Source organism: Amnibacterium setariae (assembly GCF_003581425.1).
GTDB classification, from domain to species: Bacteria; Actinomycetota; Actinomycetes; order Actinomycetales; family Microbacteriaceae; genus Amnibacterium; species Amnibacterium setariae.
On sequence record NZ_QXTG01000002.1, the window covers coordinates 63504 to 75822 of the forward strand.

15 protein-coding genes are annotated in these 12319 nt (G+C 76.2%); 9 read left to right on the top strand and 6 right to left on the bottom strand.

The window, feature by feature from the left end:
• Window positions 1–14 precede the first annotated feature (14 nt).
• From D1781_RS08265 to D1781_RS08280, 4 genes are read left to right on the top strand one after another with little or no spacing between them, the layout of a single operon-like run.
• A complete protein-coding gene (locus tag D1781_RS08265) occupies window positions 15–860 on the top strand; it encodes a vWA domain-containing protein (protein ID WP_119481871.1) in 846 nt (281 codons plus the stop codon).
• Window positions 861–874: 14 nt separating this feature from the next.
• Window positions 875–2038 (top strand): PP2C family protein-serine/threonine phosphatase, encoded by a 1164-nt coding sequence (locus D1781_RS08270; RefSeq protein WP_119481872.1) that lies wholly within the window; start codon window positions 875–877, stop codon window positions 2036–2038.
• Window positions 2035–3099: a protein kinase domain-containing protein gene (locus tag D1781_RS08275; protein ID WP_147392056.1), complete on the top strand. Its 1065-nt coding sequence runs from the start codon at window positions 2035–2037 to the stop codon at window positions 3097–3099. Before D1781_RS08270 ends, D1781_RS08275 begins: the two co-directional genes overlap by 4 nt.
• Window position 3100: 1 nt before the next feature.
• The gene (locus D1781_RS08280; protein ID WP_119481874.1) at window positions 3101–3310 is read left to right on the top strand and encodes a hypothetical protein; all 210 of its coding nucleotides are present in this window, start codon (window positions 3101–3103) and stop codon (window positions 3308–3310) included.
• 45 nt (window positions 3311–3355) lie between these two features.
• On the opposite strand, the gene D1781_RS08285 is transcribed toward D1781_RS08280, so the two are convergent.
• Window positions 3356–3619 (bottom strand): zinc-ribbon domain-containing protein, encoded by a 264-nt coding sequence (locus D1781_RS08285; protein WP_119481875.1) that lies wholly within the window; start codon window positions 3617–3619, stop codon window positions 3356–3358.
• A 145-nt stretch (window positions 3620–3764) separates the two neighbouring features.
• On the opposite strand from D1781_RS08285, the gene D1781_RS08290 reads away from it, so the two are divergent.
• Window positions 3765–4928, top strand: coding sequence for an SGNH/GDSL hydrolase family protein (locus D1781_RS08290; protein ID WP_158590036.1), 1164 nt, complete (start codon window positions 3765–3767; stop codon window positions 4926–4928).
• A gap of 26 nt (window positions 4929–4954) precedes the next feature.
• On the opposite strand, the gene D1781_RS08295 is transcribed toward D1781_RS08290, so the two are convergent.
• The 3 genes from D1781_RS08295 to D1781_RS08305 all read right to left on the bottom strand — a co-directional run bounded on the left by D1781_RS08295 (window position 4955) and on the right by D1781_RS08305 (window position 8226).
• Window positions 4955–6598, bottom strand: coding sequence for an ABC1 kinase family protein (locus tag D1781_RS08295; RefSeq protein WP_119483128.1), 1644 nt, complete (start codon window positions 6596–6598; stop codon window positions 4955–4957).
• Window positions 6599–6676: 78 nt separating this feature from the next.
• Window positions 6677–7246 carry a PadR family transcriptional regulator gene (locus D1781_RS08300; protein WP_119481877.1) on the bottom strand — a complete coding sequence of 190 codons (570 nt, stop codon included), beginning with the start codon at window positions 7244–7246 and terminating at the stop codon, window positions 6677–6679.
• Window positions 7247–7302: 56 nt separating this feature from the next.
• Window positions 7303–8226 (bottom strand): 5'-3' exonuclease, encoded by a 924-nt coding sequence (locus D1781_RS08305; RefSeq protein ID WP_119481878.1) that lies wholly within the window; start codon window positions 8224–8226, stop codon window positions 7303–7305.
• A gap of 80 nt (window positions 8227–8306) precedes the next feature.
• Here D1781_RS08305 and D1781_RS08310 point away from each other — a divergent pair, with 80 nt between their 5' ends.
• The 4 genes from D1781_RS08310 to D1781_RS08325 all read left to right on the top strand — a co-directional run bounded on the left by D1781_RS08310 (window position 8307) and on the right by D1781_RS08325 (window position 10401).
• The gene (locus D1781_RS08310; RefSeq protein ID WP_199706518.1) at window positions 8307–9143 is read left to right on the top strand and encodes an acyl-CoA thioester hydrolase/BAAT C-terminal domain-containing protein; all 837 of its coding nucleotides are present in this window, start codon (window positions 8307–8309) and stop codon (window positions 9141–9143) included.
• Between the two features lie 47 nt (window positions 9144–9190).
• Window positions 9191–9544, top strand: a complete 354-nt coding sequence (locus tag D1781_RS08315; protein ID WP_119481879.1) for a helix-turn-helix domain-containing protein — start codon at window positions 9191–9193, stop codon at window positions 9542–9544.
• Window positions 9545–9606: 62 nt separating this feature from the next.
• The gene (locus D1781_RS08320; protein ID WP_119481880.1) at window positions 9607–9840 is read left to right on the top strand and encodes a hypothetical protein; all 234 of its coding nucleotides are present in this window, start codon (window positions 9607–9609) and stop codon (window positions 9838–9840) included.
• A gap of 81 nt (window positions 9841–9921) precedes the next feature.
• Window positions 9922–10401: a VanZ family protein gene (locus tag D1781_RS08325; RefSeq protein ID WP_119481881.1), complete on the top strand. Its 480-nt coding sequence runs from the start codon at window positions 9922–9924 to the stop codon at window positions 10399–10401.
• 11 nt (window positions 10402–10412) lie between these two features.
• On the opposite strand, the gene D1781_RS08330 is transcribed toward D1781_RS08325, so the two are convergent.
• Both D1781_RS08330 and D1781_RS08335 read right to left on the bottom strand, forming a co-directional pair.
• Window positions 10413–11087: a response regulator transcription factor gene (locus tag D1781_RS08330; protein ID WP_119481882.1), complete on the bottom strand. Its 675-nt coding sequence runs from the start codon at window positions 11085–11087 to the stop codon at window positions 10413–10415.
• Window positions 11084–12304 (bottom strand): sensor histidine kinase, encoded by a 1221-nt coding sequence (locus D1781_RS08335; protein ID WP_119481883.1) that lies wholly within the window; start codon window positions 12302–12304, stop codon window positions 11084–11086. The genes D1781_RS08330 and D1781_RS08335 overlap by 4 nt, the downstream gene beginning before the upstream one ends.
• Window positions 12305–12319 lie beyond the last annotated feature (15 nt).

The following is a 12319-nucleotide window of genomic DNA, read 5'->3' on the forward strand; positions in this document are numbered from 1 at the left end:
GCAGGGAGGAACGCATGACCGACACCACGCCGACGAGCCCGGCTCCGGAGCCCGACCCGACGTCGATCGAGACGCCGGCGGCCGCGGACGCCGCGCCCCTGGACGCGCCCGAGGGGCCCTCGGCCCCCGTCGGGGCCGCGCCCGAGGCGCCCGCCGCCACCGTGACCCCGCCGCAGACCAGCCTCGCCTCGCGCGGCGTGAACTACGCGGTCGACATCGTCTTCTGCATCGACGTGACGGGCAGCATGGACCCGATCCTCGACGCCGTGAAGGCGAACGCGCTCGGCTTCTACGACGACGTCCAGACCAACCTCACCGCGAAGGGCAAGAACGTCGCCCAGCTGCGCGTCCGCGTCGTCGCCTTCCGCGACCTCGTCGCCGACGGCGACGCCGCGATCGAGGAGTCGCCGTTCTTCGCGCTCCCGGACGAGCGGGCCCGCTTCTCGGAGTTCGTCGGCGGCCTCACCGCCGAGGGCGGCGGCGACGCCCCCGAGTCCGGTCTCGAGGCCGTCGCGCTCGCGATCAACTCCCCGTGGACCCGCACGGGCGACCGCCGCCGCCAGGTCATCGTCGTCTGGAGCGACCAACCGGCCCACCCGCTCGACGCCTCCGCCGTGCCCGCGGACCTGCGGTCGCGCATCCCCGCCGACTTCAACGGGCTCACCGACGCGTGGGAGGACGCCCAGGGCGTGATGGGCTCGAGCTCCAAGCGCTTGATCCTGTTCGCGCCCGACGGGCCCGGGTGGAGCGACATCTCCGCCGTGTGGGAGAACGTCGTGCACAACCCGTCCGTGGCGGGCGGCGGCCTCTCCGACGTCGACTACGGCACGATCGTCGATTCGATCGGCAACTCGGTGTGAGCGGGGGACCCGACGTGGCCGACGTCGTCGCCGGGCCCGCCGTCTCCTTCGGCTTCAACCTGGCGAAGGTCCCCGACCACGGGGAGGACGCCGATCCGATCCTGCGGGACGGGCCGGACCTCGGCCTCGCGGCCGTGTTCGACGGGATGGGCGGTGCCGGCGGCACCGTCTACGAGACCGAGGACGGGCAGCGGTCCGGCGCCTACCTCGCCTCCCGCATCGCGCGGGAGGTGGTCGAGGAGCACCTGCTCGGCCTGCTGGCGCCCGAGCGGCCGCTGCCCGGCGAGGCGACGGCCGAGGAGCTGCACGACGCCCTCGAGGCCGCCCTGCAGGCGGCGCTCGCCGCGCTGAACGCCCCGACCAGCCGGCTGCGGTCGCGCCTGCTGCGCGCCCTGCCCACCACGATGGCGCTCGGTGCGCTGCAGCGCGCGGAGCCGGACGGGGCGGACTGGATCTGCCACGTGCTGTGGGCGGGCGACTCCCGCGTCTACGCGCTGACCGCCGACGGATTGCAGCAGCTGAGCGTCGACGACCTCCGCGACGAGGGCGACGCGATGGCGAACCTGGAGCGCGACTCCGTCATCAGCAACGCGATCTCCGCTGACACGGAGTTCCGCATCAACCATCGCCGGGTGCCGTTGCGGGCGCCGTTCGTGCTGCTCTGCGCGACCGACGGCTGCTTCGGCTACCTCCGGTCGCCGATGCACTTCGAAGAGCTCGTGCTCCGGACCCTGCTCGAGGCGGGGACGGAGGAGGCCTGGTCCGAGGCGCTGCAGCACGAGATCACCACCGTCACCGGCGACGACGCGTCCCTCGCCGCGATCGGCGTCGGCGCGGACCTGCCGGCGCTGCAGCGGCTGCTGGAGCCGCGGCTCGCCGAGATGACGGAGCAGTACACGGCGCCGATGGACGCGCTGAGCGACGAGGTGCAACGGGCGGAGCAGGCGCTCGCCGACCTGCAGCACCGCCGCGTCGCCGACGTCGCGACCCGGTGGTCGCGGTACCGCGACGGCTACGAGCGGCTGCTGCGGCACGAGGCGGACCTCGCGTCGCCGGCACCGGAGGAGCAGCCGAGGCGCCGGATCTGGAACCCGCCGAAGCCGATCGCGACCGGGCCGGTCGCGGCGGAGGGCGGCACGGGCGCCGCGACCGAGGACGAGCAGGAGGCGGCGCGATGAGGGCCGGAGACGTGCTGAACGGCTACACGCTGCTGGCGGACTTCTCCGTCGTCGGCGCGGGGCTGAGCCGGTGGACCTTCGCCCGGAAGGGCGGCAGGGAGTACTTCCTGAAGGAGTTCCTCCAGCCGACCTACCCGGAGGCGGACGCGCCGGGCAGCGAGGCGATCAAGACGAAGAAGCGGGCGCGCTGCGCGGCGTTCGAGGCCCGGCACCGCGCGATGCAGACGGCGCTCGCGCCCCTGTCCGCCTACGGCGGCAACCTCATCGTCACCCTCGACTTCTTCCGAGCGGGCGCCAAGTACTACAAGGCCACCGAGCGGGTCCACGCGGAGGACCTCGACGTGACCGCGATCGCGGCGCTGCCGTTCCGGCAGCGGCTCGTGCTGCTGAAGTCGATGGCGTACAGCCTGAAGATCCTGCACGACCTGCGGATCGTCCACGGGGACCTGAAGCCCGACAACGTGCTCGTGAAGCGCACCGAGCTCGGGTACACGAGCAAGCTCATCGACTTCGACAACGCGTACGTCGCGGGGGAGCCGCCGCCCGCGGCCGACATCGTCGGGACGATCAACTACTACTCGCCCGAGCTGCTGGCCTACATCCAGGAGGACGAGACGGTCGACCCGCGCTCGCTCGGCACCGCCTCCGACGTCTTCGCGCTCGGCCTCATCTTCAGAGAGTACCTGACGGGCCGAGTGCCCGCCTACGACCCCGGCTACGGCGAGCCCGCCGTCGCGGTGCGGTCGGGCGTCGTGCTGCACGTCGACCGCGCCGCGCTCGACCCGGGCCTGGCCGACCTCGTCGACCGGATGCTGCTCGCCGACCCGGCGGCGCGGCCGACGATCGGCGACGTGCACGCGGCCCTGATGGCCGTCCGCTCGCCGGGCGACGCGCCCGCCGCGACCCCGACACCCGCGAGGACGACGGCGCCCGCGCCCGTCCGCTCGAGCGCGCTGCGGGGCAAGCTCGTGGGCGGCGCCGGGGCGGCTCCGGCGCCTGCGCCCACCGGCGGGCTGCGCGGCAAGCTGCTCGGCCGTTCGCCGCGCGACGGGCGGCGCTGACGTGGCCGCCTGGATCTGCCCGGTCTGCGAGGGCGTCAACAGCGGCGGCCGCCTGTGCGCGACCTGCGGCGAGCGGCTGCCGGACGGCTTCGTGCCGCGCAGCCCGACCCGGCAGGCGGCGCCGCCGGCGACGCCGACGGTCGTGAGGGCGCCGAGGCCGCCGCGCGACCCGAGCCCGGAGGAGATCTTCGGCAGCAACCCGTTCCGCTGAGGCGGGCGGGCGGGCGGGCGGGCGGGCAGGGAGGGAGGGGAGCCGTCAGGCGGCGACGGGGTGCCCGTGGGTGCGGGCCCAGTCGAGCGAGTGCTCCGCCTGCTGCCGGGTCAGCCCGGTCGCGATGCCGCAGTGGTCGCACTCCACGTACCAGGACGTGCCGAGCGAGAGCAGCGGGATGAAGAACAGCGACAGCTTCTGCTGCTCCCGGATGACCCGCTGCGTCGCGCGCGTGCCGCAGTGCCCGCAGACGAAGGTCACGAGGAAGGCGACGACGGAGACCGGCCGGACGCCGATGAGCAGGAACATCCCGGCAGGCAAGCATCCGCAGGTGGGCGGGCGGTGCGTCCGGGCTGGGAGGGACCCGGTCCACGGGAGCGGCGACTACGATCGCGGACTCCGAACGGCCGGCCGACGACGCCCGAGCACCACCGTCCGACCCCGGAGGACCCGAATGCCGCTGCGCGCCCGCGCCCGCGCCCTCGGCGCCGCCCTGCTCGCGCTCGCAGGCGTGCTCGCGGTCGCGCCGCCCGTCTCCGCAGCGCCCGAAGGTGTCGCGGCCTCCGGCTCGCTCCGCGGCGCCGAGTACGTCGCGCTCGGCGACTCCTACGCGGCCGGGTACGGCCTGCCCGACCCGACGGGGAAGCCGATCCCGGCGTGCGGGCAGTCGTCGCGCGACTACCCGCACCGGGTCGCCGAGCGGCTCGGCCTGCGCCTGACGGACGTCAGCTGCGCCACGGCGACGACCGCCGACGTCCGCCGGCGGAGCCCGGCGGGCGCCCCGGCCCAGCTGGAGGCGCTCGGGCCGTCGACGCGGGTCGTGACCCTGACGATCGGCGGCAACGACTCCGGGCTGTTCTCGCAGGCCTTCACCTGCCTCGCGCTCACCCGCACCGGGCCGGTCATCGCCGGGACGGACGCCGCGAGCTGCCGCTCGCAGCTCGTCCGGAACGGCGTCGACTCCCTTCGGCGGACGGTCGAGGGGACGATCGCCGCCGACCTCGCGACGACGATCCGCGCCGTGCGGCGCGCGGCGCCGAACGCCGCGCTGGTGCTCGTCGGCTACCCGACGATCTTCCCGGACGCCGCGCACACGCCTTCGGGCGGCTGCTTCCGCCCGGCGATCACCGGGTCGTTCCTCACCGGCACGTACCCGGAGAACGCCTTCCCGTTCACCGACGTCGACGTCGCGTACTTCGCGGGCGTGCAGGCGGCGCTCGACGCCACGACCGCGCGGGTCGCGCGCGAGGCGGGCGTGCCCTACGTCTCGATGCTCGCCGCCTCGGCGGCGCACTCGCCCTGCGCGACCCGCGGCGCGTGGGTGAACGGGATGCACTTCCGCTCGCCCGAGGACGTGCAGCAGGTCGACCTCGACCCCGGCGCGCTGCACCCGAACGAGGCGGGCGCCGCGGCCCTCGCCGACGCGGCGGCGTCGGGTATCCAGCAGGCGGTCCGACCGACGCCGACGCCCTCGCCGTCCGCGACCGCCGGCGCGAGGAGCGCCGCCCCGCAGCCCCTGCTGCTCGGCCTCGGCGTCGCGGTCGCCGTGGTGCTGCTGGGCGTCGCCGCGGCCGCGGCCATCGCGGTGCTCGGCAGGCGCCGGCTGCGCCGCCGCTGACCGCGCCGCGGCTCAGCGCACCGGGGTCAGCGCCGGGAGCGGCCGGCGAGCAGGCCGGAGACCACCGCGTGCAGCAGCGGGAGGCCGGAGACGCCCATCAGGACCGTGCCGAGCACGGCGTCGGTCGAGCGCAGCAGCACGCCGCCGAGGAGCAGCCCGAAGAAGAGCAGCGCCGAGGTCATCCGCCCGACCGCCCGCTCGAGCAGGCGGATCTGCCGGTCGAGCCGCGGCGTCTCGACGGCGACCTCGCCGTCCTCGAGCCGCGTGACCAGGCCGTCGAGCCGGCGGGGGAGCCGCGCCGCGACGGCCAGGGTCCGCGCCGCCTCGTCGACGAACGACGCGACGACCCCGCCGCTCTCGTCGCGGAGCAGCTGGTCGGCGTACGGCTCGACCGCGTTCCAGATGTTGAAGCGCGGGTCGAGCGTGCTGCTCAGGCCCGAGATGAGGGACACCGCGCGGATCACGAGCAGGAAGTGCTCGGGCAGCTGGAACGGCAGGGTGCGGATCGTGTCGCCGAACTCGTTCGCGAACGCCCGCAGCTCGCGGGGGTCGACGTCCTGCAGGTCCGTGAAGGCGACGCCGCCGAACCGGGCGAAGAGCGCGGACATCGTGCGCTCCAGCTCGCGGGTGTCGGCGCTGGGCAGCAGCACCCCGAGATCGCGCATGGCCGCGACGAGTCGCCGGCCGTCGCGGGAGGCGACCGCGATCAGGAACTGCTGGAGGTCGCGGCGCAGGCCGTCCGGGATCTCGCCCATCATCCCGAAGTCGACGAAGGTGAGCACCCAGGCCCGGTCCCCGCCCGGCGTCGGCGTCACGAAGATGTTCCCCGGGTGCGCGTCGCCGTGGAAGAAGCCGTGGACGAACAGCTGGTCGAACATCACGTTCGCGAACTCGACCGCGACCTCCGCCGGGTCGATGCCCGCGGCGCGCAGGGCGTCGAGGTCGTTGATCTTGATCGCGGAGACGTCCTCGAGCGTCAGCACCCGCCTCGTCGCGCGCTCCCAGGCCACGCCCGGCGCCCGCACGCGGTCGTCGTCCGCGAACTGCGCGGCGAACCGCTCGGCGCTCGCCGCCTCGTGGAGGTAGTCGACCTCCTCGAGGCTCGTGTCCGCGAACTCCTCGGCGAGCGCCGGCAGGTCGACCCGGCGGTTCACGAGCTTCACGCGGTTCAGGCGCCGGGCCACGAGCCGCAGCGCGGCGAGGTCGACGTCGACGATGCGCTCGATGCCGGGCCGCTGCACCTTCACGACGACGTCCGCGAACCCGGCGTCGTCGGCGCCGTTCGGCACGAGGCGGGCCCGGTGCGCCTGACCCAGCGACGCGGCGGCGAGCGGCTCGGGGTCGAACGCGGCGTACGCGCGCTCGAGCGGCATCCCGAGCTCGCGCTCGGCGAGCGCCCGGACGTCGCGGAAGTCCTCGGGCGCGACCGCGTCCTGCAGGCCCTCCAGCTCCTTCGTCACCTCCGGCGGCAGCACGTCGAGGCGGGAGGACAGGAACTGGCCGACCTTGATCATCAGGCCGCCGAGGTCGGAGGCCAGGACGAAGAAGTTCGCGGCCATGCGACGCCACCGGCGGGTGCGGCCGCGCGCGGCGAGGGCGGTCAGCCCGAACCGGGGCAGCACGAGCTCGAACCACCAGTTCTCGACCATGTAGCGGGTCGCGAACCGCATGATGCGGCGGTAGCGGCCGCGCTCCCGCCGGTCCCACGACCGCGGGCCGCGGCGGACGAGCTCCGGCTCCGCCACCCGTCAGCCCCGGGAGAGGATCGCGAAGACGCGGCGCCGCGCGTCGTCGAGCACCGCGACGACCTCGGCGACCTGCGCCGGCGTGCCGGTCCGCGCGGCGAGCGCGGCGGCGCTCGCGAGCGCCGCGCCCGAGCGGGCGACCCCGCGGCGGTCGGCGCGGTCGGCGTGGTCCGAGTCGCCGTCCCGCACCTCGTCCGCGGTGCGGGTGCGCGCCGCCCCGGCGGCCGCACGACCGGCGGCGGTGACCGTCCACGTCTTCCGGCCGTCGGTCTCCGCGGCGGTGACCAGGCCCTCGTCGGCGAGCAGCTGCAGCGCGGGGTAGACCTCGCCGGCGCTCGTGCCCGGCCCGTCGCCGCTGCGCTCCTGCAGCACCCGGACGATGCGGTAGCCGTCCGCCGGCTGCTCCTCGAGCACCGTGAGCACGGCGTCGCGGACGTCGCTGCGCTCCGGGCGCGGGCGGGCGCGCCGGTCGCCGGGGGAGCGGAGGTCCTCCACGGCCTCGCGGATGCGGTCCAGGCCGAACCCGACGGCGCTCCGCGAGCCGGTGGGCCTGCTGCTCGACGACCCGTTCATCGACCGATCCCGTCCTCCGCTGCGCACCCTGCGCGGCGGAGTGAACGATACATCGGTCAGGCTGGACCCCCGGCCCGGCCGAGCGCGGCGAGCACCCGGGTCATCGAGCCGCCGAGGTCCCAGCGCTCCGCGAGCGCCTCGCCGGCCGCCCGCGCCGCGTCGGGGAGCGCGATCGCGGCGTCGACGTCGCCGAGCGGGAGGTCGCGCACCACCCGGACGGCGGTGACGGCGGTCCGCGCGTACTCCTCGCCGGCGCGCAGCTTCGCGGCCTGCCCGGCCGGGATCCCGCTGCTCGTCGTCCGCCCGGCGGCGAGGACGCCGTCGAGGTCGCCGAAGCGGCCGAGCAGCGCCGCAGCGGTCTTCTCGCCGATGCCGGCCACGCCTGGAAGCCCGTCGGAGGGGTCGCCGCGCAGGGTCGCGAAGTCCGCGTACCGGTCCGCGCGGACGCCGTACTTCCCCTGCACGACCTCGTCGGTGACGAGCTCGAGGTCGCGCATCCCGCGCGCCGTCGAGATCACGCGCACGCCGCGCTCGTCGTCGATCACCTGGTACAGGTCCCGGTCGCTCGTCACCACGTCGACCGGGGTCGATGCGGTGGCGGCGAGGGTGCCGATCACGTCGTCGGCCTCGTGGTCGGCGGCACCGACGACCGCGATCCCGAGCGCCTCCAGCGCCTCGCGGATGATCGGGATCTGGCGCGTGAGCGCCTCCGGCACGACCTCGACGTCGGGCCGCTCGCCGTCCCCGGCCTCGGCCAGGCGGTGCGCCTTGTAGGAGGGCACGAGGGCCACCCGCCAGCGCGGCCGCCACGCGTCGTCCCAGCAGGCGACGAGGTCGGTCGGCGCGAACTCGTCGACGAGGCGGGCGATGATGTCGAGCAGCCCCCGCACGGCGTTCACCGGGGTGCCGTCCGGCGCGGTGATCGTCTCGGGCAGGCCGTGGAACGCGCGGAAGTACAGCGCGGCCGTGTCGAGGAGCATCAGACGGCGATCGGGCACGCGCTCAGTGTGCCGTGCGGCCGGGGCGCCGCGGACGTGCGGTCGCTGCCTACGCTCGGTGCGTGGCGTTCGAGGACCCCGGGTGGACGCTGCTCCGCCCCGAGCACCCCGCGTGCGGCAGCGGCGTCGGCGTCCTGCTGCTCGCCGGGTCGAGCGGCCGGGTCGACGTGCCGCGGGCGCGGCTGCTGCAGCGGCACGGCGCGACGGTCCTCGCCGTCCGCTGGTTCGGCGGCCCCGGCCAGCAGCCGGGACCGCACGAGGTGCCGCTCGAGCTCTTCCTCGGTGCGCTCGACGTGCTGCGGCCGGAGGCGGACGACCTCGCCGTCGTCGGGACCTCCTTCGGCGGCGAAGCGGCGCTGCTCGTCGCCGCCGAGGACCCGGGCGTCCGCGCGGTCGTGGGCTTCGCGGCGTCGTCCGTCGTCTGGCCGGGTTGGACGGGCGGCGCCTGGACCTCGCACTGGACGCTGCGGTCGCGGCCGCTGCCCTTCGTGCCGCTCGATCCGGGGTGGACGCCCGACACGGACCCGCCGCGCTTCCGCGGGCTGTACGAGCGGAGCCTCGCCGCCCGCGCCGACGACTCGGGCGACATCCCCGTCGAGCGCATCGCCGGGGACGTCCTGCTCGTCGCCGGCGGCGACGACGGGGTCTGGCCCGCCGAGGCGTTCGCCGACCGGGTCGCCGCGCGGCGTGCCGCGCACGGGCTCAGGACCGAGGTGGTCCGCCACCGCGACGCCGGGCACCGCGCGGTGCTGCCGGGCGAGGAGCCGGCGCAGGGCGGTCAGCGCATGGACCGCGGCGGATCGCCGGAGGCCGACGCGGCGCTCGGTCGCGCCGCGTGGCCCGCGGTCGTCCGTCACCTCGGCCTGGAGGAGCTCGGCGGCCGAGCGGTTCTGCCCTGAGCGGATCCGCCTGCCGCCGACCCCGGAGGGCGGCCTACGGTCGCACCATGAGCGCGCTCCCCGCCGACGACCGCCGCGGCCGCCCTGATCGCACCGGCCGACCCGAGCGCCGCGCGGGCGCCGCGCCGCGCGAGCCGCGCTGGCGCGACCTCGTCGGCGAGGAGTTCCGGGCGGCGCGACGGCGGCAGGGCGGCACGCTGCGGGACGTCGCGCGCCGCGCGAACCTGTCGACGCAGTACCTCTCCGAGATCGAGCGGGGCCGCAAGGAGCCGTCGAGCGAGATCATCGCCGCGGTCGCCGAGGCGCTGGGGCTCACCCTGCTGGACCTGACCACGGGCGTCGCCGACCGCCTCCGCGGGTCGGCCGCACCGCAGCGGTCCGCCTTCCGGCTGGCCGCCTGAGGCCCGCCTGAGCGCCGCCGGGGGCACAGTCGGCGCTCGGCCGCACGGCCTACCATCCCGGCATGAGCGGGGAACGGCTCGCGGTCGTGAAGGCGTGGATCTGGCCGATCAACGCCGCCTTCGCCGCGCTCTGCCTGCTGCTCCTCGTCACGTCGCAGACCGTCTCCGGCCGCGTCTTCGCGATGATGCTCGTCGTCGCCCAGGCGTTCACGATCTGGTTCGTCCGCACGGCCGCCGAGCACGAGGACGACGCCCCTCCCGGGCCGCCGGACGACGGGATCACCCCGGGGCGCTGACCGCCGGATCGGGTCTCCAGGAGGAGACCGCCGGCACCTGCGGGGGAGGACCGGCACGCCGTCCGTCGCGAGGCTCGGAGCATGACCGCTCCCCGCGCCGCCCTCGTCCCGCCCCGCTCGACCGGCGCCCCGCTCCGGCGCGCGGCGCTGCTGCTCGGCGTGCTGCCGACGACCGCCGCGATCCTCGTCATCACCCTCGGGCCGCCGTCGCTCGTCGCGGCCGGCCTCGCGACGACGATGGACGCGGTGGACCGCCTCGACCTCGGTCTCGGCCGGTCGCTCGACGTCGACCGCGTCGAGTCCCTCGCCAACCTGGCGATGTTCGTGCCCCTCGGCGCGTTCCTCGGGCTCGCGGTGCGGCCGCGCTCGTGGCCGCTCGTGCTCCTCGCCGGCGCGGCGCTGTCGGTCGGGGTGGAGCTCGCGCAGACGCGGATCCCCGGGCGGGTGCCCGACGTCCACGACGTCGTCGCCAACACCGCCGGCGACCTCGTCGGCCTGGTCGCCGCGATGGTGCTCGTCGGCCTGCTGCGGCTGCTCGCCGTCGCGCGGCGACGGCGGTAGGGGCCGGGGCGTCAGGAGGCGGGGTTCACGAGGCCGTGGTCGTGCGCGTACACGACGAGCTGCACCCGGTCGCGCAGCTGCAGCTTCGCCAGGATGCTGCTCACGTGGGTCTTGACCGTCGACTCGCTCAGGAACTCGGCGGCGGCGATCTCCGCGTTCGACGCCCCGCGGGCGGCCCGCGCGAAGACCTGGCGCTCCCGCCCGGTCAGGGTGCCGAAGGCGGGCGGCGGCGCGAGGGCCGCGCCCGCGGCGTCCCCGGGGCCGCGGAAGAGCTGCGCCAGCTCCTCCGGCGCCAGCACGGAGGTGCCGGCATGCACGGCCCGCACGGCGGCGAGCAGGAACTCCGGCGTGGCGTCCTTCAGCAGGAAGCCGCTCGCACCCGCGCGGATCGCGGTCGCCGCGGCCGCGTCGAGCGAGAAGGTCGTCAGCACGATCACCTTCGGGCGCGGCCCGTCCCAGGCGGGCCCGAACAGCTCGACCGCGACCTGGACGCCGTCGAGGACCGGCATGCGCAGGTCGAGCAGCACGATGTCCGGCGCCGTCGCGCGGATGCGCTCGAGGGCGACGGCGCCGTTGTCCGCCTGCCCGACGACGACCATGTCGTCCTGCGCGTCGACCACGACGGCGACGCCGGACCGGAAGAGCGCCTGGTCGTCGACGAGGAGGACGCGGATCGGGCCGCTCACGGCGCCGCCGTCCGGGGGATGCGCACTCGGGCGACGAACCGCTCGCCGATCCGATCGGTCCCGAGGCTTCCGCCCACCGCCTCGACGCGGTCCCGCATTCCGGGGAGCCCGGCGCCGGAGCCGCCCGTGCCGCCCGGCCCGACGGCGTTGCCGACCTCGAGCACCAGGTCCGCGTCGCGCCAGAGGCGCTGCACCTCGACGACCCCGCCGGGCCGGCCGTGGCGCAGCGCGTTCGCGAGCATCTCCTGCAGGACGCGGCGCGCGGCGAGGCCCGGGTCCGCGTCGAGCGCGCCCGGCTCGCCCTCCGTGCGCTCCTGCACCTCGACGCCCGCGGACCGGACCTGCGCCACGAGGGCGTCGAGGTCGGCGCCGTCGCGGGACGGGACGGGCTCGGTCCGCTCCAGCACGTCCCGCACCTCGAGCAGCGACGAGCGCGCCGTCGCCGCGATCGTGCCGACGACGTCGCGCACGCGGTCCGCGTCGTCGAGGAAGCGCACCGAGTCGGCCTGCGCGATGATCACCGCCAGGGAGTGCCCGACGACGTCGTGCACGTCCCGCGCCATCGCGGTCCGCGCCTGCTCGACGCCGGCCTGCTCCTGCGCCTCCGCGGCCCTGCCCTCGGCCAGCGCCCGCTGCGCCGTCTCGGCCAGCCGGGCGCGGATCGTGCGCACCGCGAACCCGGCGGTCCAGCACGCGGTGAGGATCGCGGCGGGCACGACGATCACGAGCAGCGCGGTGTCGTCGCGCGCGCCGACCGCAGGCTCGCCGTAGCGGAGCGTGATGCTCGCGAACCGGGTCTGCACGAGGTAGAGCCCGCCCGCGAGCCCGCCGAGCGAGGCGGAGACGGCCGCGACGACCAGCTCCGCCCGACCGCCCCAGGCGGCCGCGGAGTAGACGACCGCCGCGGAGGCGACCTGCACGAGCGAGGGCGGCGCGTGCGACGTCACCTGCCACAGCACGGTCAGCCAGCCGAGCGCGAGGGCCGCGGAGGGGAGGACGCGCCGCACCGCGAGGGACGCGGCGCCGGCGAGCAGCACCTCCACGGGATCGACCCGCACGGGCCAGCGCGCGGCGAGCAGCCCCACCGCGAGCAGCAGGCCCGCGAGCGCGAGGTCGAGGGCGAGCCCGCTCGGGGAGCGCCGCGCGGCGAGGTGGCGCAGCAGCAGCGCGGCCGGGTGCCCGGGCGCGGGCGTCCCCTCGTCCTGCACCGCGCGCACGCCCCGAGGCTAGGG

Excerpts from the sequence above, each read along its gene's own strand:
- D1781_RS08265 (WP_119481871.1), top strand. The coding sequence starts at position 15 with ATGACCGACACCACGCCGACGAGCCCGGCTCCGGAGCCCGACCCGACG.
- D1781_RS08275 (WP_147392056.1), top strand. The coding sequence starts at position 2,035 with ATGAGGGCCGGAGACGTGCTGAACGGCTACACGCTGCTGGCGGACTTC.
- D1781_RS08285 (WP_119481875.1), bottom strand. The coding sequence starts at position 3,619 with ATGTTCCTGCTCATCGGCGTCCGGCCGGTCTCCGTCGTCGCCTTCCTC.
- D1781_RS08290 (WP_158590036.1), top strand. The coding sequence starts at position 3,765 with ATGCCGCTGCGCGCCCGCGCCCGCGCCCTCGGCGCCGCCCTGCTCGCG.
- D1781_RS08295 (WP_119483128.1), bottom strand. The coding sequence starts at position 6,598 with ATGCGGTTCGCGACCCGCTACATGGTCGAGAACTGGTGGTTCGAGCTC.
- D1781_RS08300 (WP_119481877.1), bottom strand. The coding sequence starts at position 7,246 with ATGAACGGGTCGTCGAGCAGCAGGCCCACCGGCTCGCGGAGCGCCGTC.
- D1781_RS08305 (WP_119481878.1), bottom strand. The coding sequence starts at position 8,226 with ATGCTCCTCGACACGGCCGCGCTGTACTTCCGCGCGTTCCACGGCCTG.
- D1781_RS08315 (WP_119481879.1), top strand. The coding sequence starts at position 9,191 with ATGAGCGCGCTCCCCGCCGACGACCGCCGCGGCCGCCCTGATCGCACC.
- D1781_RS08320 (WP_119481880.1), top strand. The coding sequence starts at position 9,607 with ATGAGCGGGGAACGGCTCGCGGTCGTGAAGGCGTGGATCTGGCCGATC.
- D1781_RS08325 (WP_119481881.1), top strand. The coding sequence starts at position 9,922 with ATGACCGCTCCCCGCGCCGCCCTCGTCCCGCCCCGCTCGACCGGCGCC.